We start from the raw sequence: 25,353 nt of genomic DNA on the forward strand, positions 1-25,353 counted from the left end.
CTCCGGGCGGGCAGGTTCTCGGCGAAACGGTTGCGCGACATGATCGACCGCATCATTTTCCGGCATGATCCCGACGCGGTGCGCGAACGCCGCAAGGATGCGATGGATAAGCGGGGCGTGTGGGTGGAGAACCGGGGCGACGGCACCGCGGCGCTGACCGCGGTGATGTCGGCGGAAAACGCCCGCATCGCCTATGCCAGCATTGACGCGCTGGCCGGCCGGGTGTGTGACCACGACGGCCGCACCAAGAATCAGCGTCGCTCCGACGCGGAGTTCGCACTGCTGTCGGGCACCGAGTACGCGTGTGAATGCGGCCACGGTGACTGTCCGATCACCGCACCCACCCTCGACGCGGCATCCGACAGCGACGCGGCCACCTCGACGGCTGTGGTGCCGGTGGCCGCCAAGGTCGTCATCCATGTCGTGTGTGACGAGGCCACCCTGGCCGGGCGTGCGAACAATCCGGGTTTCCTGGATGGGCACGGGGTGATCGACGATGAGCATGTGCGGGAGTTGGCTGCGCGTCCGGATGCGCGGATCGCTCCGCTGATCCCGCCCGGCACCCCGAGGAATCCCGATGGCTCGGTCACGGTGGCCGGGTCGTTGCCGTCGGATCCGTATCGGCCGTCCGCGTCGTTGGATGCGTTCCTGCGGATTCGCCACGGCTACTGCAGCGAACCCGGCTGCGGTATGAGCGCGTGGGAGTGCGACGGCGACCACGTCGCCGAGTTCGACCACGACGATCCCGCCGCGGGTGGTCAGACCACCTCGGAGAACATGAACCCGAAATGCCGGCCGTGGCACTTGCTGAAAACGTTCTCCGGCTGGCTCGATTACATGTGGCGCGACGAGAAGGGTCGGCTGCGTACCGAGACGGTCACCCCCGAGGGACTGGTCATCCCGGGTGAGGCCGAGACCATGGAGGAACTGTTCCCCGGGCTACGCCGCATCCGCTACACCGCGACCCCGCAAGCACCGCCCACCACCCAGGCCCCACCGATCGACCGCCCGACACGCACCCGCAGTCGGACGGCGAACAAACACGCCCGCCGACGCGCAGAACGCAACCGCAACCACAAACGCCACCACGACGGACCACCACCACCCTTCTGAACCCGACCGCGCCCGTCGAATACAGACCCCACCGAACGCCCGATCGGTCGCCCGATCCGCGTGGGTTACGGTGTTCAGCGGAGGTGGATGTCGGTGAGTGCGCTCGATAAGCCGCGGGCGAAGACGCCCGTAGGCCCCCCGGACGACACCCCACCGGAGCACCATCCCCGCCTCGCCGTCAGCGTGCTCTGCGCCGCCGGCATCGTCGTCGCGCTGATGCAGACGATCATCGTGCCGCTCATCCCCAGCCTTCCGACTCTGCTCGACGCAGCACCGGCCGACACCTCGTGGGCGCTGACCATCACCCTGCTGACCGGTGCCGTCGTCACCCCGATCGGTGGACGGCTCGGCGACATGTACGGAAAGCGCCGGATGCTCGTCGCCAGCATGGGTGCGGTCGCCACCGGCTCCGTGGTGTCCGCCCTGTCCACCTCGCTCGTACCCTTCCTGATCGGCCGCGGCCTGCAGGGTCTCGGCTTCGGCACCATCGCCCTGGGCATCAGCGTGATGCGCGACATCGTGCCGCCCCGTCACCTCGGGGCGTCGGTCGGCACCATGAGTGCCTCCCTCGGTGTCGGTGGCGCGCTTGGACTTCCGTTCGCCGCGGCGATCGCCCAGCACCTGAGTTGGCACGCCCTGTTCTGGGCCTGTGCGGCCGCCGCGGTGGCCGGCGGCATCGGCATCCGGCTGACGGTCCCGGAGAGTCGTGCTCCCAGTGGCGGCCGATTCGACATCGTCGGAGCGATCGGTCTTGCCACCATGCTCACCTGTCTGCTATTGCCGCTGTCCAAGGGCGCGGCGTGGGGATGGGCCGATCCGCTGACCCTCGGACTCTTCGGCGCGTTCGTGCTGGTGGCCGCGGCGTGGTGGTTCGTCGAACGGCGCGCGGCGACCCCACTGATCGACCTGCGCCTGGCCGCCGAACGGCCGGTGCTGCTCACCAACATCGCGTCGATAGCGGTCGGGTTCGCCTTCTACTCGATGCAGCTCATCCCGATCCAGCTCCTGATGGCGCCGACGTCGACTCCCGACGGACTCGGCTTCGACATGCTCACCGCGAGCCTGGTGCTGACCCCGAGCGGCCTGGTCATGTTCCTGTTCTCCAACCTCAGTGCCCGGCTCACCGCCGCCTACGGACCGCGCGTGTCACTGGCCACCGGCGCGGTCGTCCTCGGCCTCGGATACGTCGTGTTCATCGTGGCGATGGCCGGACCGTGGCCCATGACCTGGTGGCTGATGGTCATCCTCGCGTCGCTGATCGGCGCGGGCCTCGGTATCGCCTACTCCGCGATGCCCGCACTCATCATGCGCGCGGTCCGGGTGGAGCAGACCGGCGAGGCCAACGGCGTGAACGCGCTCATGCGTGTGGTCGGTACCTCCACATCGGCGGCGGTGGTCGGCATGATCCTCACCGCCTCGCTGATCCACGTGTCCGCCGACGGCGCCGCCGTGTCGGTCCCGTCGACCGGCGGATACCTCGCCGCCGCGGCCATCTCCCTCGGTGCGTGCGCGGTCGCGGCGATGCTGGCCCTGGCGATCCCCTCAGCCAGGCCGATGGTCGTCGAAGACATCTGACGCACTTCCCACCTGTCCCAACAGGCAGGTCACGTAACTGACCTCTAGGACTGAACATATGTGTATATGAACAGGTGATCTTGTTTGGGGTGTGATCTGTCCAACAGTCTGGAAGGGCTTCAGATCAATTCGCCTCACTAGGGAGTTTGACCACATGGCCATCGAGCTCAACCAGATCTGGGACTTCCCGATCAAGGACTTCCACCCCTTCCCCAACGCCAAACTCGGTGTCGGCGCCCACGACATGCTCGGCGTCGAGGCCCGCAACCTCGGCATGACCCGCGTCCTGCTGATGACCACCGGCCTGCGCGGCTCGGGGATCATCGAGGAGTTGACGGGCAAGATCGAGTATCAGGGCGTCGACGTCGTCCTGTACGACAAGGTCGAGTCCAACCCCAAGGACTACAACTGCATGGACGCCGCGGCGCTCTATCAGTCCGAGAAGTGCGACGGCATCATCTCGGTCGGCGGCGGATCGAGCCACGACGCCGCCAAGGGCGCCCGGATGGTCATCGCGCACGACGGCCGCAACATCAACGAGTTCGAAGGCTTCGCCAAGGCCACCAACAAGGAGAACCCCAAGCACATCGCGGTCTCCACCACCGCAGGCACCGGGTCGGAGACCTCGTGGGCCTACGTCATCACCGACACGTCGGACATGAACAAGCCGCACAAGTGGGTGGCCTTCGACGACACCTGCCTCGTCGACCTGGCGATGGACGATCCGCTGCTCTACTACAGCTGCCCCGAGCACTTCACCGCGTTCTGCGGCTTCGACGTGCTGGCCCACGCGAGTGAGCCGTACGTGTCGCGGCTGGACTTCGCCCCGTCGCTGGGTAACGCCAAGTACTCGATCGAGCTCATCCGCGATCACCTGCGCACGGCCGTGTACGAGCCCCGCAACCTCGAGGCGCGCACGGGCATGATGCACGCGCAATACATTGCGGCACAGGCATTCAACTCGGGCGGTCTCGGCCTCATCCACTCGCTGTCGCACGCGGTGAGCGCCTTCTACGACAGCCACCACGGACTGAACAACGCGATCGCGCTGCCGCGAGTGTGGGAGTACAACCTGCCGTCCCGCTACGAGCGCTACGCCGACATCGCCCGGCTGATGGGTGTCGACACGTCCAAGATGACCACCGTGCAGGCGGCCGACGCGGCCGTGGAGGAAGCGATCCGCCTGTCGAAGGATCTCGGCATCCCGGACAACTTCGGACAGGTCACCGTCGCCAGCTACGAGAAGAACCGGATGAACACCGGCAAGTACGAGGGCCGCGGCGACACCATGGACACCTCGGACAAGCAGATCCGCGCGATCGCCGAGCACATGATGGATGACTGGTGCACGCCGGGCAACCCGCGTGAGTGCACCGTCGAGTCGCTGATCCCGATGGTGACGCACGCCATGACCGGAAGTTACTGACCTACCAGTAATTCCGGTGCGAAACGTCGGTGGTGGGGCAACGCTGCCGTCGAACGGCCCGGGTGAGGTTCGCATGAGCCTCACCCGGGCCGTGCCCTGTACATACCCGTTCTGTCACAACCTGTTGTCCGACAACACTTTTACTCACCCGAATCGAGGAGTCATGTCCGCCATGCCGGCCCTGTCCGAGCCGCTCACCACCTTCGACACCGTCGATGACCTGACGGCCGCCCTCGGCGCCCAGGGCTACCTCATCGACGACGATCTCGCGGTTGTCGTCCATCTGGCGACCCTGCTGGACCGGCCGCTGTTGCTCGAGGGCCCGGCCGGGGTGGGCAAGACGGAACTGGCCAAGGCATTGGCCGCAGCCGCCGGGCGCGAGCTGATCCGGCTGCAGTGCTACGAAGGCCTCGACGAGTCCCGCGCCCTCTACGAGTGGGACTACGCCCGCCAACTCCTGCACGTGCAGATGCTGCGCGACCGGATCAGCGGGGAGTTGGCCGCCGAAACCAGCCTGTCGTCGGCGTCGGCGGCCCTCGCGCGCACGGACGTCGGCGTCTACACCGAGGACTTTCTCGTCCCACGGCCACTGCTGGCGGCCATCATGTCGACAGTGCCCACCGTCCTGCTGGTCGACGAGATCGACCGCACCGACGAGGCGATGGAGGCGGTGATGCTCGAGGTGCTCGCCGAACGTCAGGTGAGCGTGCCCGAGCTGGGTACCTTCACCGCCCGGTCGGCACCGTGGGTCATCTTGACCTCCAACGACACTCGCGAACTCTCCCCCGCACTCAAGCGCCGCTGCCTGCACTTTCAGGTCGACTACCCGTCGGTGGAACGCGAGCGGCGCATCGTCGCGGTGCGCGCACCCGAGGTGGAGGAGGCGGTCATCGGTCGGGTCGTCGACCTGGCCCGCGACCTGCGCGACCTGCCGCTGCGCAAGAGCCCATCGATCGCCGAGGTCATCGACGCGGCCCGCGCCGCGTCCTTCCTCGAGGCCGGCGGGTTCGGGCCCGACCGGGCCGCGGTCGATCGAGCTCTCCTGGCACTGTTGTTGAAGTTCGGCTCCGACCTGGATATCGCGCGGCGGGCACTGGTGACACCCTCAGGTCGCGATTCCACCGGCGGTCAACAGATCAGAACCGACGGCTCGACCCCACCGGGACGGTGACCGCGACCGCCTTCGGCGCCGGTCGAGCACGCAGCGCGCAGCGGCGGTAGCGGCGATGTCGACCCTCGACGGCACGTCACCGGAGACGGCCGATCGCGATCGGGTACTCGACGTCCTCTCCGTACTGTTCGGACAGACCCTGCGCCGCCACTCGGTCGCCGCGTCCCCCGCGGAGGTCATCGAGATCCGCCGCACGCTCGCCATCGTCGGCGCCGCCGATCTGACCGTACTGCGGGCGGCACTGCGTAGCGTCTGCGTGAAGTACGCCCATGAAGACACGGGTTTCGACCGGGCGTACGAGATGTTCTTCGCCGCGGGCGGCGCCGACCATGCCGACCAACCGCTGCCGCGCATCCGCGGAGCTGCCGCCGAGCTGCCGGAAGACGTGGTGTGGGATGACGAATTCGTCGGCGCGGCACGACGAATCGGCGCCGACGAGCACACCGACGAGATCGGCGAGCTGATGATCGACGATCCCGACACGGCCGAACGCAATGCGGAGAGCGCGCATCGCGAGGAGAACGACTTCACCGTCTCCTCGGGATCCGAGCAGCTCGGCGTGGACCCCGACACCGAATCGGTTGCCGGCGGCATCACCTACACCGTCGAGATAGAGGAGGCCGATTCCGGCTCGGTCGGCGAACTCGTCGGATCGGCGACGCGGGTCCGCGGCACACCGTTGGGACTGACCGACGCGGCCGCGATCCTGGCCGCCCTCGACGGCTACGACGCACGGCGCGCGTACGGCACCGACGGCGCGGAAGGCCTCGACGACCGGCGACGGGCCGAACTCGAACGCGCCCTGACGGCGTTCATCGACGCTCTGGCCGCCCGGCTCGACGCCGAGCTGTCAGTAATCGCCGACGACGAGTCGCCGCCGCAGGCCGCCAGTGACCAGGCCGAGATCGATCGCGCATGCCATCGGCTCGTACAGCGCATGCGCGGCGCACCCCGTCGCGTGGCACGGCGCGGCGACCGCGGCATGCTCGACATCCGCCGGACCATGCGTGCGTCGGTGACCACCGACGGAGTGCCCCTGCAGCTTTGGCGCAGGCAGCGCACGCCGGGCCCGGTGCGGCTGCTCATCCTCGTCGACGTATCCCTGTCGGTCCGACCCGTCACCGGATTCATCCTGCGACTCGCCCAGACGCTGCACCGCATGGGCGACCGGTGCGAGGTCGTCGCCTTCGTCGACCGTCCGGTCCTGGTCACGACGGCACTACGCGCGGCACACGCCGACAACGCACTCGCCGCGGTGCTGGCGGCCGACGGTCTCGACCTCGCCGCCACCAGTGACTACGGCACCATGTGGGACTCGCTGCTCGAGGAGTACGGCGATCTCGTCACCTCGCGGACCTCGGTTCTCGTCGTCGGCGACGCCCGCAGCAATGGTTTCGACCCGCGGCCCGATCTGTTCGCCGAGGTGTCTCGGCGTGCGCATCGAGTCGCGTGGGTGACCCCGGAACCCACCCGGTACTGGACCCAAACAGGCTGCGCCATGGCCGATTACGCAGACCATTGCGCGAAAGTCGTGGCGGCCCGCGACGGGACCGAAATGCTCAGCCGGGCAGATGATCTGGGGAGCGGACTGAGTTGACCGCCAGGCGTGCATCGCTGCCCGCCCGCACTCGCTGCTCGACACCGGTGCGGGTGGTCCTCGCCGACGACCACGTCATGCTGCGTGAGAGCCTGCGCTGTCTATTGGATCGGCACCCGCAGATCGACGTCGTCGGCGAGGCGGGGTCCACGGAGGAGGCATTCGAGCTGATCACCGGCCTGAATCCCGACGTGGCGGTGGTCGACCTGAAACTCGTCGGCGCGCAGGGCCACTACTGCGGGCTGGACCTGATCGAGCGGTTGGCCGGCAATCACCCGGCCGTGGCTTCGCTGCTGCTCACCACATTTCTGGACGAGCGTGTGGTCGCAGCGGCGGCCGATGCCGGCGCACGCGGTTGCGTCGTCAAAGACGTCGACACCACACGCCTGGTCACCGCCGTCCTGGAAGTGGCTGCGGGCCACCTCGTCTTCACGCCGCCCAACCACCAGCAGACACCGACCATCTGAGCGGCGAGTCGCAGCCCCTCGAATATCCCTGCCCGCGTACCGATTCGGACATTTCGCGCACAGCACCACAAACCCGGCACGGCGCCACTTTTCCATCTCGACAGATCAACAGATAGACAGATAATGTGAGCTGGCGCGCTGTCGAGCGCGGGAGTCGGGGCGCTCTACCGGTTATCACGGAGGTACGGCCATGACGAGCAGCGGCGCCACCGATTCACCCGCCACGGGACGATTCACGCAGTTCCGCCGAAGCCTGTCCGGAGCGGACAAAGCGTCGCTGGCCGGCATGTACGGCTTCATCCTCCTGCTGCATCTGATCGGTTTCGGCGTCCTCTTCGGCCTGGTGGTGCCGCACCACTACCAGCTGGGTGGCGATCATCCCGTGTTCACCATCGGCGTCGGCATCCTCGCGTACACGTTCGGTCTGCGGCACGCCTTCGACGCCGACCACATCGCAGCGGTGGACAACACCACGCGAAAGCTGTTGGCCGACAACCTCGATGCGGGCGTCGACCGAAAACCACTGTCGGTCGGTTTCTGGTTCTCCCTCGGACATTCGACGATCGTGTTCGCGCTCTCGGTGTTGCTGGCCGTGGGAGTGCGAGCCCTCGTCGGGCCCGTCGAGAAACAGGACTCCACACTGCACACGATCACCGGTCTCATCGGGCCGTCGGTGTCCGGCGTATTCCTGTGGATCATCGGTCTGCTCAACCTTTTTGCCCTGCTCGGGATCGTGCGGGTCCTCCAGGAACTGCGACAGGGCCGATACGACGAGGCCGCTCTCGAACGCGAACTCGATTCCCGCGGATTCATGAACCGATTCCTCGGCGGGCTCACCAAGACCGTCACCAAGCCGTGGCACATCTACCCGATCGGCGTACTGTTCGGACTCGGCTTCGACACCGCGACCGAGGTCGGGTTGCTGGTTCTCGCCGGTGGCGCCGCCGCCCTCAGTCTGCCGTTCTACGCAATCCTCGTGCTGCCCATCCTGTTTGCGGCCGGCATGTGTCTGATGGACACCAGCGACGGCGTGTTCATGAACTACGCGTACGGGTGGGCGTTCGCCAGGCCGGTCCGCAAGATCTTCTACAACCTCACCATCACGTCCATCTCGGTCGCGGTCGCCCTGATCATCGGCACCATCGAACTCATCGGCGTCATCGCCGACCGCCTCGACATCGAGTCCGGCCCGGTGGCCGCCATCGCGAACATCGACCTGGGCTACGCGGGCTACTTCATCGTCGGTCTGTTCGTCGTCTCGTGGCTCGTGGCCTTGGCGGTCTGGCACTTCGGCAACATCGAGGAGCGCTGGACGCCCGCTTCGGATTGATCTACATTATCTGCGTATGAATGCAGATATACCTGCCACTGTCCATACACACGAGCACACCCACGACGGCACGACTCATACGCACGCCCACACCGACCACACGCATGCCCACGTCACGCACGAGCACACCCATACGCATGACGGCGTCGAACACACTCATGCACACGTGCACGAAGAGGGCCTGACCTCCGAGCACGCCCACAGTCACAGCTGAACCCGGAGTCGGGCGGCGACACCTGATTCGACCGTGTCGACCGGCGACCCCATCGAGGGCATAATCGTGACCCGTGGTCTGGTCCGGGGAGAAGCGAGTCGTGGATTGGGACCGCGTATGGCTGTCGTTGCTGACGGTCGCGGTACTCGTGGTCAGCCTGGTCGTGGCCGGGCGACTGATCCGCGGCAACGCCCAGGCTCCCCAGACCCCGACGGCACCCATCGCGATTGCGGCCGGTATTCCCACGGCTGTGCCGAAGCCGCCGCCATGTTCGGGTAACACGTCCGGAAATCTGGTGAAGGTCAGCATCGCCGAGCAGCACATGTGGATGTGTCGCGGCCAGACACCGATCGCCGACTCACCGGTGACCACCGGCAGTTCGAGCCTCGGCGTCGGCACCCCGGTGGGTGATTTCCACGTCGCCGATCACGAACCCGACCGCTACCTCAGCGGCCCGGGGTACACGGTGTTCGTGCACTACTGGGTGCGACTGTTCGGCGACATCGGGTTCCACGACTCACCGTGGCAGAAATTCAGCTACGGCGACACGACCCGGTACAAGGTCGACGGCTCACGCGGCTGTGTCCACGTTCCCGAGACGATGATGGGACGGCTCTACGACTGGGCCGGCGACGGCACCAGGGTGTCGATCGTCCCATAGTCATCGCCTGACATGCGGTGATCGCCGGTTCGTCGTAGCGTGACTCCGGTGTCCCCCATGACGTTGATCGAGAACGCCCAGGTCATCACGGTTGACGCTGCGCGTCGCGAGTTGCCGTCAGCATCCGTGGTGATCGACGGCACACGCATCGTGTCGGTGGGCGACACCCCCGACCGGCTGCCCGACGACGTGATCAGGGTGGACGGTAGCGGCTGCGTGCTGACGCCCGGCCTGGTCAACACGCATCACCACCTGTATCAATGGATCACGCGGGGTCTGGCGGCCGATCACACGCTGTTCCAGTGGCTCACCACCCTCTATCCCATCTGGGCCGGTATCGACGAGAACGCGGTCCGCACGGCGGCCCTCGGTGGGCTCGCCCAACTGGCCCTGTCCGGCTGCACCACGACGACCGACCACCACTACGTCTTCCCGGCCGAGGGCGGCGACCTGCTCGGCGCGGAGATCGACGCCGCGCGAACGATCGGGCTGCGGTTCCACCCGACACGCGGATCGATGGATCTGTCGGAGAAGGACGGTGGGCTACCACCGGATTCGGTGGTCCAGAACCTCGATCAGATCCTGACCGCCAGTGCCGACGCGGTCTCGAAATGGCACGATGCCGGACCCGACTCCCTGCTGCAGGTCGCCCTGGCTCCCTGCTCACCGTTCTCGGTGACCACCGACCTGCTGCGCGAATCCGCTGCCCTGGCACGCGAACTCGGCGTGCGGATGCACACCCATCTGGCCGAGTCACTGGACGAGAACACCTACTGCGACGAGCATTTCGGTTGCACGCCGCTGCAGTACATGGAATCGGTGGGCTGGGTCGGTGACGACGTCTGGTTCGCGCACGGCATCGAGTTCGACGACGACGAGATCGGGCGCCTCGCGGCCACCTCGACCGGCGTGGCGCACTGCCCGACGTCGAATGCCCGTCTGGGCAACCGGATCTGCCGCACCCGCGATCTGGTCGACGCGGGCGTGCCGGTCGGTCTCGGCGTCGACGGCGCGGCGTCGAGCGAGTCCTGCCGCCTCCTCGAGGAGGCACATCAGGCGGTCCTGATGGCCCGGGCGCGTGGCGGGCCGACCGCGCTGACCACCCGCACCGCAATGGAATTGGCGACCATCGGCGGTGCCCGAGTGCTGGGCCGCGCCGGTGACACCGGCTCCATCGAGGTCGGCAAGCTGGCCGATCTGGTGCTGTGGGATCTGTCGACGCTGGCGCACACCGGGATCGACGATCCGGTCGCGGCCCTGGTCCTGGGTGCCATCCCACCCATCGCCGGCAGTTGGATCGGCGGCCGCCGGATCATCGACGACAATCAAATGCTCACCGTCGACACCGATCTCGTGGCCGGCGACGTCGCACGCGAACACCGGCGCCTCATCGAGAAAGCCGGCTGATGGACCTCAACACCGTCACCGGCTACCGCTACGCCCACACCCGCTCCGATCTCATCCTGGCCCCGGGCGAGCAGCTCGTCGCGGGCGGAACCTGGGTCTTCTCCGAACCGCAGGTTGCCACGACCGGCCTCGTCGACCTCACCTCGATGGACTGGCCTGCGCTGGAAGAACTTCCGGATGGCGGGCTCCGCATCGCGGCCACCTGCCCCATCGTCGAGATCACCCGGTTGCCGGAGCATCCGCACTGGCGGGCCCGTCCACTCTTCGCCCAGTGCGCCAACGCCTTGCTCGCCTCCTTCAAGATATGGAACATCGCCACCGTCGGCGGCAACATCTGCCGGTCGTTCGCGGCGGCGTCGATGGTCTCGCTCAGCGCGGGGCTCGACGGCGTCGCGGGGGTGTGGACCCCCGACGGCGACGAGTATCGGATTCCGGTGGCGGACATGGTCACCGGCAACGGCACCAATACCCTGGCGGAGGGTGAGGTGTTGCGGTGCATCGACATCCCCGGACATGCGATGGGGTCGCGCACCGCGTTCCGCAAGATCGCGCTGGCCGAGCTGGGCCGGTCCGGTGCCGTGGTCACCGGCCGCGTCGATGACGACGGCACAACGGTTTTCGGCATCACCGCAGCCACCGAACGGCCGACGATCCTGCGCTACCCCGCACTTCCCGACGCCGATGCGTTGCGCGGCGAGGTCCTGGCCGCCCACGGCTACTACACCGACCCGCTCGGTGCCGCGGACTGGCGACGCGGCGTCTCAGCCGTCCTCGCCGAGGAGATCCGCAGCGAACTGGCCGTCGGTGGTCCGCAGTGAAGTACACGATCAACGGCGAGCCCCATGCGGAGACCCCACAACCCGGGCAGTGCCTGCGCACCTTCCTGCGCGACGCCACCCATTTCGAGGTCAAGAAGGGCTGCGACGCCGGCGATTGCGGTGCCTGCTCGGTGCTGGTCGACGACATGCCGGTGCACTCGTGCATCTATCCGGCGCAGCGCATCGACGGACATGACGTCACCACGGTGTCGGGTCTCGGCACACCCGACAACCTGCACCCGATGCAGCAGGCCTTCGTCGACAACTTCGGCTTCCAGTGCGGCTTCTGCACCGCCGGGATGATCGTCACCGCCTCCACCCTCACACCCGAAGACCTCGACGACCTGCCGCGGAAGATGAAGGGAAACCTCTGCCGCTGCACCGGATACCGCGCGATCCGGGATGCGATCGGCCAGGGGGTGCTTGCGACGAGCGCACCCCCCGCTGATCGAGTAAGCGAGGAGCTTGCGACGAGCGCATCGAGATCCCCCGCCGACGGCAACGCAATCGGCCACGCCGTCACCCCACCCGCCGCGCGGCGCGTGGTCACCGGCACCGAGCCCTACACCTTCGACACCGCGATCGAAGGCCTCACCTACCTCCGGGTTCTCGGCTCACCGCATGCGCATGCCCGGATCGTCGCCATCGACACGTCCGCGGCCGCCGAAGTAGACGGCGTCGAACTCATCCTCACGCACGAGAATGTGCCCGCCACACGGTTTTCCACGGCACGACACGAGCACCGCGAGGACGATCCGGACGACACCCGCATCTTCGACGACGTGGTGCGGTTCGTCGGACAGCGGGTGGCCGCCGTCGTCGCCGGCACCGCAGCCGCGGCCGAAGCGGCATGCCGGGCGATCGAGGTGACCTACGAAATCCTGCCCGCCGTGTTCGATCCGGAGGAGGCACGCGGCCCGGGCGCTCCACTCCTGCACCCGGACCGCACCCCCGCCGATCGCGTCGCACATGCCGACACGAACGTGATCGCCGCGTTCCACGAGGGATTCGGCGGGGATATCGATGCGGCGTTGGACGATTCCGCGGTGCGCATCTCCGGCACCTGGTCCAATGCCCGAGTCTCCCACGCGCAGCTGGAAACCCACGGCAGCCTCGGATGGCTCGACGACGACGGACGCCTCGTCATCCGGACGAGCACGCAGGTGCCGTTCCTCGTCCGCGACGAACTCGCGCACATCCTCGATCTCCCTGCCGAGAAGATCCGCGTGTTCAGTGCCCGGGTGGGCGGCGGTTTCGGGGGCAAGCAGGAGCTTCTGACCGAAGACCTTGTCGCCCTTGCCGTTCTGCGGACCGGCCAACCCTGTGCCTACGAGATGAGCCGCACGGACGAGATGACCCGCACCACCTACCGGCACCCGTTCCGGGTGGCCGTCGACCTCGGCGCCGACCCCGACGGGCGCCTCACCGCCCTGAAGATCGACGTGCTGTCGGACACCGGCGCCTACGGAAACCATGCGATCGGTGTCATGTTCCATGCCTGCGCCGAATCCGTCTCGGTGTACAACTGCCCGGTGAAACGCGTGGACGCCGAAGTCGTCTACACCAACAACCCGCCGTCGGGCGCCTTCCGCGGTTACGGACTCGGCCAGGTCATCTTCGCGATCGAGAGCGCGCTCGACGAACTCGCGATCGAACTCGACCTCGACCCGTTCGAGGTGCGGCGCGTCAACGCCGTCGCGGACGGCGATCCGCTGCTGATCGCGCATCCCGAACCCGAGGCCGACCTGCTGTACGGCAGTTACGGCCTCGATCAATGCCTCGACCTGGCAAAACGGGCGCTGTTGCGCGGCAACGGGATCGAGGCACCACGTGGTGAACAGTGGCGCGTCGGCGAGGGGATGGCGCTCGCCGCGATCGCGACCATGGCACCGCGCGGGCACATCTCACGCGCGACGGTGTCGGTCGGTGCCGACGGCATCTACGAACTCGGGGTCGGCACGGCGGAGTTCGGCAACGGCACCACCACCGTGCACACCCAGATCGCGGCGACCGCCCTCAACACCACGCTGGATCACCTAAGTCTGCGCAACGGGGACACCGACGGCGCCGACTACGACACCGGCGCCTTCGCGTCCGCGGGCATCACGGTCGCCGGAAAGGCGCTGCACGCCGCGTGTATCGCATTGCGTGAGAAGTTGATCGAGGCCGCGGCGACAGTGACACACGCCGAGGAGGATCGCATCGTCCTGGGCCCCGATGGGGCCCTCGTCGGCGAGCGCATGGTCTCGTTCGCGGAGATGATCGACACGTCCGGGCCGGTCGACCGCGACGGCGACCGGCTGGTGGGTACCGGTGTCGAGAACGGCGACCTCCGGTCGATCGCGTTCAACGTGCAGGCCTTCCGCGTAGCGGTGAACGTCGAGACCGGCGCGGTCGTCATCCTGCAGTCGGTGCAGGCCGCCGACGCCGGCACGGTGATGAATCCGCAGCAGTGCCTGGGGCAGGTCGAGGGTGGCGTCGCGCAGGCGATCGGGTCGTCGCTCTACGAGGAGATCATGCTCACCGACGGCGTGCCGCAGACCCCGGTGTTCCGGACCTATCGGGTGCCGCAGATCGGCGACATCCCGACCACCGAGGTCTACTTCGCCGACACCTCCGACGATCTCGGGCCGTTCGGCGCCAAATCCATGAGCGAGTCCCCGTACAACCCGGTCGCCCCGGCGCTGGCGAACGCGATCCGCAGGGCCATCGGCGTGCGCCCCCACGAGCTGCCGATGTCCCGCGACCGGGTCTGGCGATCGGTCCAGCGATGAGCCGGCATCATTTTCGGGTATCCGAACTTTTTCTTTCGCCAGGATTGAAACATCTGTGGCGATATGCGAAATTCAACGGGTGAGCATGGTCGGTAATCGCGAGTCGGTCTCGACGGAACCCGTCAAACTGGTGCGCAATCGCCGGGCCTGGTTGCGCAACGTCGCCATGCTCGGACCGGCATTCGTGGCGGCGATCGCCTACGTCGACCCCGGCAACGTCGCGGCGAACATCACCGCCGGCGCCCGGTACGGATTCCTGCTGGTCTGGGTGCTCGTCCTGGCCAACGTGATCGCGATGGTCATCCAGTACCAATCGGCCAAGCTCGGCATCGTCACCGGCAACAGCCTCCCGACCCTGCTCGGTCAGCGTCTGGGTACCCGATCCCGACTGACGTTCTGGGTACAGGCCGAGATCGTCGCGATCGCCACCGACCTGGCCGAGGTGCTCGGTGGCGCGATCGCGCTGCAACTTCTCTTCGGCCTGCCGCTCGTCGTGGGTGGGGTGATCGTCGGCGCCGTGTCCTTGCTGCTGCTCCTGCTGCAGAATCCGGAACAGCAACGCATCTTCGAGCGGGTGATCCTGGGATTGCTCGCGATCATCGTCGTCGGTTTTCTCGCGGGACTCTTCGTCAATCCACCGCCCGCCGACGAGGTCCTCGGGGGCCTGATCCCCCACCTGCAGGGACCTGAGACCGTCCTGCTGGCCGCGAGCATGCTCGGCGCCACGGTGATGCCACACGCCATCTACGTGCACTCCGCGCTGGTCATCGACCGCCACGGAAAGAGTGACACGGCTTCGCGCAAGCGCTGGCTCGTCCGCATCACCCGCTGGGATGTGGTGATCGCGCTGCTGATCGCCGGCGCGGTGAACATCGCCCTGCTGCTGCTGGCGGCCCAGAACCTGCGCGGCATCGAGGGCACCGACACCATCGAAGGGGCCTACGACGCGGTCGGCAACGCGCTGGGTCACGGCATGGCGACGGTGTTCGCCGTCGGCCTGCTGGCCAGTGGTCTGGCCGCCACCTCCGTCGGCTCCACGGCCGGCGCCGCGATCATGGGCGGCTTGCTGCACAAGCGCATCCCGTTGTTCGTCCGGCGGGTGGTGACGGTGATCCCGGCGCTCGTCGTGCTGGCCATCGGGGTCGATCCGACGTGGGCGCTCGTGCTCAGTCAGGTCGTGCTGAGCTTCGGTATCCCGTTCGCCGTGATCCCGCTCGGCCGCCTGACCGCCGACCGCGAACTCATGGGCGAGTTCGCCGATCGGTGGCCCTTGCGGATCGCTGCCGGCGTCGCGTCGGTGCTCATCGTCATCCTCAACGTCACGCTGCTGGTGTTGCTCTTCTGCGGAGCCGCCTGACACGCATCGCGCTCGGGCGCTACCCCCGCAGCAACCCCTTCGCCACGTGCGTCACCTGGATCTCGTTGCTGCCGGCGTAGATCATCAACGACTTCGCATCGCGCGCAAGCTGTTCCACACGATATTCGGCCATGTAGCCGTTGCCGCCGAACAGCTGCACGGCTTCCATCGCGACGTCGGTGGCCGCCTTCGACGAGTACAGCTTCATCGCCGATGCCTCCGCCAGGCTCAGCGGCTTACCGGCCTGCGCCCGCTCGATCGCGTTGAACAGCATGTTCTGCACGTTGATCCGGGCGACCTCCATCTCGGCGAGCTTGAGCTGGATGAGCTGGAACTGTGCGATCTCCTGACCCCACAGTTTGCGGGTCTTGGCGTAGTCGATGGAGAGCCGCTGACATTCGTTGATGATGCCGAGTGACAGCGCAGCGATGCCGACCCGTTCGGCGGTGAATCCGGCCTTGACGCCCTCGTCGCCGCGGGAGTTGGACCCGGTGTCCTCGGTCTCGCCGAGCAGCCGATCCTTGCCGAGCCGCACATTGTCGAAGAACAGTTCCCCGGTGGGCGAACTCATCATGCCCATCTTCTTGAACGGTTTGCCCTGTGTGAGGCCCTCCATCCCCTTGTCGAGGACGAAGGTGAGAACCTTCCGCTCGCGCATCGGGGTGCCGGCGCCGTCGTCGAGCTTGGCGAACACGACGATGGTGTCCGCATACGGGCCGTTGGTGATGAAGGTCTTCTGCCCGTTCAGGACATAGTCGTCGCCGTCGCGGCGGACGGTGGTCTTCATCCCGCCGAGCGCATCGGACCCGGAGTCGGGTTCGGTGATCGCCCAGGCGCCGACCTTCTCCATCGTCACGAGTTCCGGCAGCCAGCGCTTCTTCTGCGCGAGCGTGCCCTTGCCGCGAATGGCCGACGCCGTCAGGCCCATGCTGACGCCCATCGAGCCGACCAGACCCAGGCAGACGCCGGCGAGTTCGATGTTGACCATCATGAACATCGAGCTCGACATGTTGTTGCCGCCGCCCCCGCCGCCCGACGACTTCGTGCCCTCCGCCTCGGCCGCGAGTTCCTTCTCGACCGCGTCGCGCGCCATGGCGTCCACGCCGAAGGCGGCGAGCAGTTTGCGGGTGATGTCGTAGGGCGGAAGCTGCCCGGTCTCGAGCTCGTCGATGTGCGGCCGGATCTCCTTGTCGATGAACGCGCGCAAGGCATCTCGCACCATCAAGTCTTCGTCGGACCATTCGAACATCGGCACACTCCCCACCGGAATCAGAACACGTTTCAGCTGCTTGTCACCACTGTGTCAGGAGTCACCGGGCATGTAAAGACACGCAACGCATATTTCGTGTCTTTGTGGGCCTCACAGCCCTGTCACGCCGTTGACGATCAGGATGACGCCGAGGACGGCCAGCACGACCGCCACCACGGAGTCGCCGTACCGACCGGTCCACCGATCGGCGACGTCGAAGAAACCGGCGGCCCGATCGCCAAGTAGCCCGCTGATCAGCACCGGAGCGGCGATGGCCAGAGTGCCGACCGCGGCGAACACGACGACGGCCAGAACCTGTTCGGGGATCCGATGAGTCGCGTCCGCGATCGTCGCGGCGGCCGCGGCGACCACCGCCACGTTCTTCGGGTTGACCGCGGCCAACAGAAAACCGATCGTCGCCGCGCGTCCGGACGTCATGGTGTCGATGGCGGATAACCATTTCGGCGCCGCGTCGTCGCCGTCGGAATGCCCGCGCCACTTGCGCACCGCCAGGACGACCAGCAGCAGACCGACCACGATCTTCAGGTAGTCCAGCCATGGGCCGTCCCGGTCGGCGAGATAGATGCCGTCGGCGACGAGCAGGATCACCGCACTCGCGACGAGCAGGCCCACCAGCCACCCGGCGAGAAATGCTGCCGCGACGGCGAACGGACGCTTGATGACCACCGTCAGGCTGACCAACGCCACCGGCGCCGACACCAGCAGTAGACCGATCGCCGCCGGAAGGACATCGAGAATGGCCACGCGCCAATGTAGCACCGCCGTGTTCCGCGGAAGCGCTATGTTTGTCGGACGATGATCGAGCATGACCTCGCGGCATTGGGTCCGTTCTTCGCCGTCGACGGCCACCGACCTGGTGAGACCAAAGATGCGCCCTGGCAACCACTCTCGGTACTTCTGTACGAGTCGGGCATCACCGCACGGGTGCGTGCGGTCCGCGCCGCGCTGGCGCCCGGCGCGCCCTCCGGACTGGTCGACGAGCGGGTCGCGGCGTCGGTGGCCCACCTGGGGTTGGTGGCACGCATCATCGCACCCTGGGTGGCGTCGGTTGCGTTGGGCGACAAGCCGATATCCCGACGCGTCGACGACCTTTGGTGGCAGGACCGGCTCGGCGGGCCGTACCCGCTGTCCGTGACCGTCACCGTCGAGCCCGATCCGTGGGACGAGTCGGCAATCGTGGTGCTGACCGAGACGGTGGCGAGTGTGTTCGGCGTCAGCGGCCACGTGCTGTGGGGAAATGTCGCCTCGGCGGCCAACAGCGCCGCGCGGTTGATCGCGGTGGCCAGGGGCGATCTCTCGGCGCGGGCGCACGCCGCGGCCGACACCATCCTGGCCGAACCGGAGGTCGAATCCGGAGACCTCCGGTCCGGACCGGACTTTCGTCGTCGGAGTTGTTGCCTGATCTACCGGGTGTCCGGGGATCGCACGGCCGTCTGCGGTGACTGTGTGCTCGGTTGACTCGCCGATTCCTCCGAGGCCATCATCCGTCCGAGGACGAGTGCGAACACGACGGTGAGCACCGTCCACAGGATGACCTGGTTGGCGATCGCGAAGACGCGGAAGTCGCCGATGACGTCGCCCGGGAATCCCGCGAACACGATCTGACCGGCGTCATTGGTCAGCGGGCCGGGCACTTCGTGGAATTCGGGAAGGAAGGCGGCGGCGACGGTCACCGCTGCGAGATATCCGATGCCGCCGACGACTCCGGAGACCAGACCGCCGATCCGCGGGCGCAGCGACAGCGCGACGAGGACGGCGAGGATCGCGAACGCGACCGACAACAGGGTGATCGTCAGGAATGCGCCACTGCGTGCGCCGATGGTGTCGTCGTTCCCGACCGCCGGAGGATTGGCCGGGTAGACGAAGAACGGTACGGCGAACATCGAGACGAAGCCGATCACCCCGAGCGCCGCGGCCACCCAGCGCGGGTCGGTCGCCGGATACCTGCGTCCGAGATAGGCCCACAGCAGGGTGAACGCCACCGCGAAGAACGCCCCCATGCAGACGGCGAAGACGACGGTGCCGACACCGGCGCCGATGTTCTCCTGCACGGATCTGGTGAACACCTCGCCATGCTCGTGGCCGCCATGTTCGCCGGCGAGCATCTCCTCGGCGTGCGACCGTCCTTCCTCGTAGTCGATGGCCTTGGCAACCTGCGGTTCGATGAACAAGCGGGCGAATACGTACGCGACTATGCCGGCGATCAGGCCCGAGAGCAGACCTGCGCCGATGAATTTCTTTTCCATGTGTTGTTGTCTCCCTGCCGGGTGCGCTCAGTGGCAGGGGAAGCCGAGGAAGTGGCGCGCGTCGTGCACGAACTCGTGCACATGGGTGTCCGATCCGAACACCGACACCGCGCCCTGGTCGTAGCCGAGGAAGTAGTAGGCGAGCGCGGCGAGCATGACCGTCACGGTCAGCCAGAGCGCCGCGCTCGCAACGGAGAGATTCGGAATGGCGAGTGATCGGGGTGTGGCACTCGCACGTGTCGAGGCGGTCATCGGTGTCCTTTCCCTGGGATGTCGCGTCCCAACTGCGTTGTCCAAACGAGGTTCATCACGGCGGCATTCTGGCTCTCCGTCGGCGACGGGCATGTCGTCTACGGATCACAGCGGCGCGACCACTCCGGACTCTCACCGGATTCCCCGCACAGTGATGTGAGATGACTCTATACCCAGGGTTGTCGGACGTCTGGGGGATGATGGCACAGTGCCCCGAAAGGTGTCCGTCCTCGACCGTTTCACCGCTCCCACCCGGCGGTGGTTCACCGGCGCGTTCACCGAGCCGACCGCGGCGCAATCGGGTGCCTGGACATCGATCGCCGACGGCAACAACACCCTGGTAATCGCACCCACCGGATCGGGCAAGACGCTGTCGGCGTTCCTGTGGGCGCTCGACCGTTTGTCGGCCGACGAGGATCGCCGACACGGCACCCGCGTCGTCTACATCTCGCCTCTCAAGGCGCTGGCCGTCGACGTCGAGCGCAACCTCCGCGCGCCACTGACCGGCATCACCCGCGCCGCGCAGGAACTCGACGTGCGCGAACCCAACATCACCGTCGGCGTCCGGTCCGGCGACACGCCGGCGGCCCAGCGGCGCTCGCTGGTCAAGACGCCGCCGGACATCCTGATCACCACGCCCGAGTCGCTGTACCTGATGCTGACGTCGGCAGCTCGCGAGACCCTGACGGATGTCGACACGGTCATCGTCGACGAGGTCCATGCCGTCGCGGCGACCAAGCGGGGCACCCACCTCGCGCTGACGCTCGAACGTCTCGACGCGCTGCTGGACAAGCCGGCACAGCGGATCGGCTTGTCGGCGACGGTGCGCCCCCCGGACGTGGTCGCCGGATTCCTCAGCGGCGCGGCCCCGTGCACGGTGGTGAAGCCGCCCGCCGCCAAGACCTTCGATCTGCGCGTCGACGTACCGGTGGAGGACATGGCCAACATCCCCCCACCCGCGGGCGCCGGGAGCGGAGCGAGCGGGCCCAATTCCAACGGCGCCGGTGACGACCTCGACGACGCGTTCTCCCCCACCGCCGGGTCGCTGTGGCCGTACGTGGAGAACTCGATCGTCGACCTGATCGAGAAGAACCGCGCGACCATCGTGTTCGCCAACTCCCGACGGCTCGCCGAGCGACTCACCGCGCGGCTCAACGAGATCCACGCCGAACGGCACGGCACCGCCGTCGAGGCGGCGCCGAATCCACGGGTGCCCGGCGGCTCACCGGCGTTCGTGATGGCCAGTGGGGCCAGCGCCGGCGCCGACCCGGTCCTCGCACGCGCCCACCACGGGTCGGTGAGCAAGGAGCAACGCGCCGAGATCGAGGACGACCTCAAGGCGGGACGGCTCGCCTGCGTGGTGGCGACGAGCTCGCTGGAACTCGGCATCGACATGGGCGCGGTGGATCTGGTGATCCAGGTCGAGGCGCCCCCGTCGGCGGCAAGCGGTCTGCAGCGCATCGGCCGGGCCGGCCACCAGGTCGGCGAGATCAGTCAGGGTGTGCTGTTCCCCAAACACCGCACCGACCTCATTCACTGCACCGTGGTCGTGGAACGGATGCTCGACGGTGCGATCGAGGAACTGCGGGTCCCGCAGAATCCGCTGGACATCCTGGCGCAGCAGACCATCGCGGCGGCCTCCATCGACGATCTCGACGTCGAGGAGTGGTTCGGCCTGGTCCGCCGTGCGGCGCCGTACCGGGAACTCTCCCGCGGCGTGTACGAGGCGACGCTCGACCTCCTGTCCGGACGGTTCCCGTCCGACGAGTTCGCCGAGTTGCGCCCGCGGGTCACGTGGGATCGCGACACCGGCACGCTGGTCGGCCGCCGTGGTGCGCAACGCCTGGCGGTCACCTCCGGCGGGTCGATCCCCGATCGCGGACTGTTCGGCGTCTTCATGGTCGGTGAGAAGTCGACCCGCGTCGGGGAGCTCGACGAGGAGATGGTCTACGAGTCGCGGGTGGGTGACGTCTTCGCGCTCGGTGCGACGAGCTGGCGGATCGAGGACATCACCCACGATCGCGTCCTGGTGACACCGGCACCCGGACAGCCGGGACGGTTGCCGTTCTGGATCGGCGACTCGGTGGGCCGGCCGGCCGAATTGGGTGCGGCCATCGGCAAATTCACCGGCGCGGTCGCCGACCCGGAGGTACTGACCGCGCACGCCGAGCGGCTCGGGCTGACCGAGTTCGCCCGTGACAACCTGGCCGCACTCATCACCGAGCAACGCGACGCCACCGGATACCTGCCGACCGACCGCACCCTCGTGGTGGAGCGTTTCCGCGACGAACTCGGCGACTGGCGACTCATTCTCCACTCCCCCTACGGTTTACGTGTCCACGCACCGTGGGCCAGCGCGATTTCCGGGCGACTTGCGGCCACCCTCGGCCTCGAGGGCGCGACCACCGCGTCCGACGACGGCATCATCGTGCGACTCCCCGACACCGACGACGATCCGCCCGGCGCCTCGGTGTTCGTGATCGATCCGGACGAGATCGAGCAACTGGTCACCGACGCCCTGGCGGATTCGTCGATGTTCGCCTCACGGTTCCGCGAATGCGCCGCCCGCGCCCTGCTGCTGCCGCGCCGCGATCCCGGCCGCCGCGCCCCGCTCTGGCAGCAGCGGCAACGAAGTGCCCAACTGCTTTCCGTCGCTTCGCAATTCCCTGACTTCCCGATCGTGTTGGAGGCGGTGCGGGAATGTCTGCAGGACGTCTACGATCTGCCCGCGCTCATCGACCTGCTGACCCGCATCCGGCAGCGCCGGGTGCGTGTCGTCGAGACGGAGACACCGAGCCCGTCACCGTTCGCGGCGTCGATGCTGTTCGGCTACGTGGGGGCGTTCATGTACGCCGACGACGCCCCGCTCGCCGAACGCCGTGCGGCGGCACTGTCACTCGACACCAGCCTGCTCGCCCAACTCCTCGGCCGGGTCGACCTGCGTGAACTGCTCGACCCGGCGATCATCGCCGAGGTCATCGCACGCCTGCAGCGGCTGGCACCCGAGCGCCAGGCGCGCGATGCCGAGGACGTCGTCGACCTGTTGCGCTGGCTGGGCCCGTTGACCAGCGAGGATGTCGACGACCGCTACCGCGGTGACGAACCGGCACTCGAAATCCTGACGGACTTGCACCGTTCCGGTCGGATCATCTCCGTCAAGCACCGCGGGCAGCCGCTGTGGGCATCGGTCGAGGACACCGCGCGGCTTCGGGATGCGCTGGGAGTTCCTGCGCCGCTGGGTATTCCGGCCGCCTTCTTGGAGGAGGTGCCGGACCCGGTCGGCGATCTGGTGAGCCGGTATGCCCGCACCCACGGCCCGTTCACCCTCGCCGACGCCACCGAAGCCCTCGGCATGGCCAGTGCCGTGGTGCGTGACACGCTCACCCGACTCGCCGGCGACCGCCGTGTCGTCGAGGGCGACTTCCTGCCGGACAGCGCCGGCCCGACCGGATCCCGAAGCACGCAGTGGTGTCACGCCGACGTGCTCGGTCAGATCCGCCGCGGATCACTTGCCTCGAGTCGCGCCGAGGTGGAGCCGGTGGGCACCGACGTGTTCACACGGTTCCTGACCTCGTGGCAGCACGTCGGGACCGACGAGCCACTCCGGGGCGTCGACGCGGTGGACACCGTCGTCGATCAGCTGGCCGGTTACCCGATGCCCGCGTCGGCGTGGGAATCGCTGGTGCTGCCCGCACGCGTCGCCGACTACGCCCCCACGATGCTCGACGAGTTGCTCGCCTCCGGCGACGTGGTGTGGTCGGCACACGGACGGATCGGCGGATCGGACGGGTGGATCAGTCTGCACACCGCCGACGTGGCCCCGCTGACCGTCCCCCCACCGGACGAGATCGACCTGACGCCGCTGCACTCGCGTGTCCTGGCAACGCTGGAACCCGGTGGCGCGCTGCGATTCACCCAGATCGTGGACGCCGCCACCGGTGACGACGGCACGCCACCGTCCATGTCGGACGTCGAGGCGGCGCTGTGGGATCTGGTCTGGGCGGGCTGGGTGAGTAACGATTCGTTCGCGCCGCTTCGGGCGGCTATCACGCCGCGACGCACGCCGTCGGCACCGAAGTCCCTGCCGGCGCACCGGTCTCGTGGCCGTGCGCCCCGGCTGCGTCCGCAGCGATTGTCCACTCGCTATCTCGCCGAACAGGGATTGCACGGCACGGTGGCGCCCACCGCCGGTGGCCGGTGGTTCTTGTTGCCGCGCACCGAGATCGATCCGACGGTGGCCACGCAGGCACTCTGCGACCAGTTGCTCGCCCGCTACGGCGTGGTGACCCGCGGCAGTGTGACCGCCGAGGATGTGGTCGGCGGTTTCGCGCGGATCTACAAGGCGCTCAACATCTTCGAGGACAGCGGGCAGATTCGTCGCGGCTACTATGTCGACGGCCTCGGCGGCGCCCAGTTCGCGTCGCCGTCGCAGGTCGACGTGCTGCGAGGTCACGCCCTGTTGGACCGTCACCACACCGGACGCGCGATCGTCCTGGCCGCCACCGACCCGGCGAATCCCTTTGGTGCGGCACTGGATTGGCCGACCTCGCGGGAACCCGACAGCGGCCACCGGCCCGGCCGCAAGCCCGGCGCGCTCGTCGTGCTGGTGGATGGCGAACTCGTGGCGTTCGTCGAACGCGGCGGCAAGACCATCCTCACCTTCAGCGACCGGGAGTCCGCAACCCAGGCGGCAGCCGGCGCGTTGGCCACCGTGGTCCGCTCGGGACGGGTCTCGCGGCTGATGGTCGATCAGATCGACGGTCAACCCTCACTGAGCAGTGATTTCGGTAAGACGCTGGTCGCCGCCGGGTTCGCGACGACACCGCGCGGCATCCGGTTACGCTACGGTACCCATGCCTGAGGGCGACACCGTCTATGCGACGGCCGCACTGCTGCGCACCGCACTGGCCGGTCACCGTATCGACCACTGCCAGTTCCGGATTCCGTCGCTGGCCACCGTCGACCTGTCCGGCCGCGAGGTGACCGGGGTGCGATCGGTGGGCAAGCATCTGATGATCGACGTCGGTGACGTGAGCATTCATTCCCATCTCAAGATGGAGGGTGCCTGGCATGTGCAGCGCGTCGGCCAACGGTGGCGCCGTCCCGCGTTTCAGGCGCGAATCGTGCTGCGCGCCAACGGGCAGGAGGCCGTCGGCTTCGATCTCGGCATCCTCGAGGTGCTGACCGATCCGGACGGCGCGCTTGCCCACCTGGGCCCGGATCTGTTGGCGGACAACTGGGATGCGGCCGAAGCGGTACGACGATTGGCCGGCGATCCGGATCGAGAGATCGGCGCAGCGCTGTTGGATCAGCGCAATCTGGCGGGGATCGGCAACGTGTACCGGAGCGAGATCTGTTTCCTGCGTGGCGTGCTGCCGACCCGGCCGGTGCGTGACGTCGACCTCGTGCCCATGGTGGACCTGTCGCGACGGTTGCTGTGGTCGAATCGGTTGCGGAGCGCGCGTACCACGACCGGAAGCACCGCTCCGAACGCACGCACGTGGGTCTACGGACGGCGTGGACAGTGGTGCCGGAGATGCCAAACGCCGGTCGAGCGAGAACAACTCGGCTCGACCGGCGATGAACGCGTCATCTACTTCTGTCCACGGTGTCAGACGTGACACACGTCGGACTCGCAGCGGATCGCGAGGCGGCAGCCAGCGCGATACCCGCCC

18 protein-coding genes, 1 pseudogene and 1 riboswitch are annotated in these 25,353 nt (G+C 67.6%); of the genes and pseudogenes, 15 read left to right on the plus strand and 4 right to left on the minus strand.

All coding sequences use genetic code 11. The features are described from left to right. From ACWDTI_RS07455 to ACWDTI_RS07510, 12 genes and pseudogenes are all read left to right on the plus strand, one after another. Positions 1 to 1,113 (plus strand): DUF222 domain-containing protein (locus ACWDTI_RS07455; RefSeq protein ID WP_449737426.1); only part of this gene is annotated, 1,113 nt, incomplete at its 5' end. An 87-nt stretch (positions 1,114 to 1,200) separates the two neighbouring features. Next, a complete protein-coding gene (locus tag ACWDTI_RS07460) occupies positions 1,201 to 2,688 on the plus strand; it encodes an MFS transporter (RefSeq protein ID WP_449737427.1) in 1,488 nt (495 codons plus the stop codon). Between the two features lie 154 nt (positions 2,689 to 2,842). Next, positions 2,843 to 4,114 (plus strand): NDMA-dependent methanol dehydrogenase, encoded by a 1,272-nt coding sequence (gene mdo, locus ACWDTI_RS07465; RefSeq protein ID WP_449737428.1) that lies wholly within the window; start codon positions 2,843 to 2,845, stop codon positions 4,112 to 4,114. A gap of 163 nt (positions 4,115 to 4,277) precedes the next feature. Then, a pseudogene (locus tag ACWDTI_RS07470) lies at positions 4,278 to 5,335 on the plus strand (MadB family AAA-type ATPase). Positions 5,336 to 5,340: 5 nt separating this feature from the next. Further along, a complete protein-coding gene (gene madC, locus ACWDTI_RS07475; protein WP_449737429.1) occupies positions 5,341 to 6,882 on the plus strand; it encodes a MadC family VWA domain-containing protein in 1,542 nt (513 codons plus the stop codon). Next, positions 6,879 to 7,349 carry a response regulator gene (locus tag ACWDTI_RS07480; protein WP_449737430.1) on the plus strand — a complete coding sequence of 157 codons (471 nt, stop codon included), beginning with the start codon at positions 6,879 to 6,881 and terminating at the stop codon, positions 7,347 to 7,349. The genes madC and ACWDTI_RS07480 overlap by 4 nt, the downstream gene beginning before the upstream one ends. 190 nt (positions 7,350 to 7,539) lie before the next feature. Next, a complete protein-coding gene (locus tag ACWDTI_RS07485) occupies positions 7,540 to 8,679 on the plus strand; it encodes a HoxN/HupN/NixA family nickel/cobalt transporter (protein ID WP_449737431.1) in 1,140 nt (379 codons plus the stop codon). Positions 8,680 to 8,966: 287 nt separating this feature from the next. Beyond that, the gene (locus ACWDTI_RS07490; RefSeq protein WP_449737432.1) at positions 8,967 to 9,554 is read left to right on the plus strand and encodes a L,D-transpeptidase; all 588 of its coding nucleotides are present in this window, start codon (positions 8,967 to 8,969) and stop codon (positions 9,552 to 9,554) included. Positions 9,555 to 9,611: 57 nt separating this feature from the next. Further along, complete coding sequence (locus ACWDTI_RS07495; RefSeq protein ID WP_449737433.1) at positions 9,612 to 10,961, plus strand: 8-oxoguanine deaminase; 1,350 nt, start codon at positions 9,612 to 9,614, stop codon at positions 10,959 to 10,961. Further along, positions 10,961 to 11,779, plus strand: a complete 819-nt coding sequence (locus tag ACWDTI_RS07500) for an FAD binding domain-containing protein (RefSeq protein WP_449737434.1) — start codon at positions 10,961 to 10,963, stop codon at positions 11,777 to 11,779. Before ACWDTI_RS07495 ends, ACWDTI_RS07500 begins: the two co-directional genes overlap by 1 nt. After that, entirely contained in the window at positions 11,776 to 14,553 is a 2,778-nt protein-coding gene (locus ACWDTI_RS07505; protein WP_449737435.1) for a molybdopterin-dependent oxidoreductase, read from the plus strand. Before ACWDTI_RS07500 ends, ACWDTI_RS07505 begins: the two co-directional genes overlap by 4 nt. A 79-nt stretch (positions 14,554 to 14,632) precedes the next feature. Then, positions 14,633 to 15,910 carry an Nramp family divalent metal transporter gene (locus ACWDTI_RS07510; RefSeq protein ID WP_449737436.1) on the plus strand — a complete coding sequence of 426 codons (1,278 nt, stop codon included), beginning with the start codon at positions 14,633 to 14,635 and terminating at the stop codon, positions 15,908 to 15,910. Positions 15,911 to 15,929: 19 nt separating this feature from the next. On the opposite strand, the gene ACWDTI_RS07515 is transcribed toward ACWDTI_RS07510, so the two are convergent. Then, the gene (locus tag ACWDTI_RS07515) at positions 15,930 to 17,159 is read right to left on the minus strand and encodes an acyl-CoA dehydrogenase family protein (RefSeq protein ID WP_449737437.1); all 1,230 of its coding nucleotides are present in this window, start codon (positions 17,157 to 17,159) and stop codon (positions 15,930 to 15,932) included. Positions 17,160 to 17,270: 111 nt separating this feature from the next. Beyond that, positions 17,271 to 17,924, minus strand: coding sequence for a GAP family protein (locus ACWDTI_RS07520; protein ID WP_449737438.1), 654 nt, complete (start codon positions 17,922 to 17,924; stop codon positions 17,271 to 17,273). A gap of 51 nt (positions 17,925 to 17,975) precedes the next feature. On the opposite strand from ACWDTI_RS07520, the gene ACWDTI_RS07525 reads away from it, so the two are divergent. Continuing rightward, a complete protein-coding gene (locus ACWDTI_RS07525; protein ID WP_449737439.1) occupies positions 17,976 to 18,638 on the plus strand; it encodes a (2Fe-2S)-binding protein in 663 nt (220 codons plus the stop codon). Here ACWDTI_RS07525 and ACWDTI_RS07530 read toward each other — a convergent pair. Beyond that, positions 18,584 to 19,426, minus strand: coding sequence for a CbtA family protein (locus ACWDTI_RS07530; RefSeq protein WP_449737440.1), 843 nt, complete (start codon positions 19,424 to 19,426; stop codon positions 18,584 to 18,586). The two genes, ACWDTI_RS07525 and ACWDTI_RS07530, sit on opposite strands and share 55 nt — an antisense overlap. 27 nt (positions 19,427 to 19,453) lie before the next feature. Next, complete coding sequence (locus ACWDTI_RS07535; RefSeq protein WP_449737441.1) at positions 19,454 to 19,678, minus strand: CbtB domain-containing protein; 225 nt, start codon at positions 19,676 to 19,678, stop codon at positions 19,454 to 19,456. 62 nt (positions 19,679 to 19,740) lie between these two features. Then, a riboswitch (cobalamin riboswitch) is annotated at positions 19,741 to 19,823 on the minus strand. 63 nt (positions 19,824 to 19,886) lie between these two features. Here ACWDTI_RS07535 and ACWDTI_RS07540 point away from each other — a divergent pair. Next, on the plus strand, positions 19,887 to 24,539 hold the full coding sequence (locus ACWDTI_RS07540; RefSeq protein WP_449737442.1) for an ATP-dependent helicase: 4,653 nt from the start codon (positions 19,887 to 19,889) through the stop codon (positions 24,537 to 24,539). Then, positions 24,532 to 25,299, plus strand: coding sequence for a DNA-formamidopyrimidine glycosylase family protein (locus ACWDTI_RS07545; protein ID WP_449737443.1), 768 nt, complete (start codon positions 24,532 to 24,534; stop codon positions 25,297 to 25,299). The genes ACWDTI_RS07540 and ACWDTI_RS07545 overlap by 8 nt, the downstream gene beginning before the upstream one ends. Positions 25,300 to 25,353 lie beyond the last annotated feature (54 nt).

Source organism: Gordonia sp. NPDC003424 (assembly GCF_053588655.1).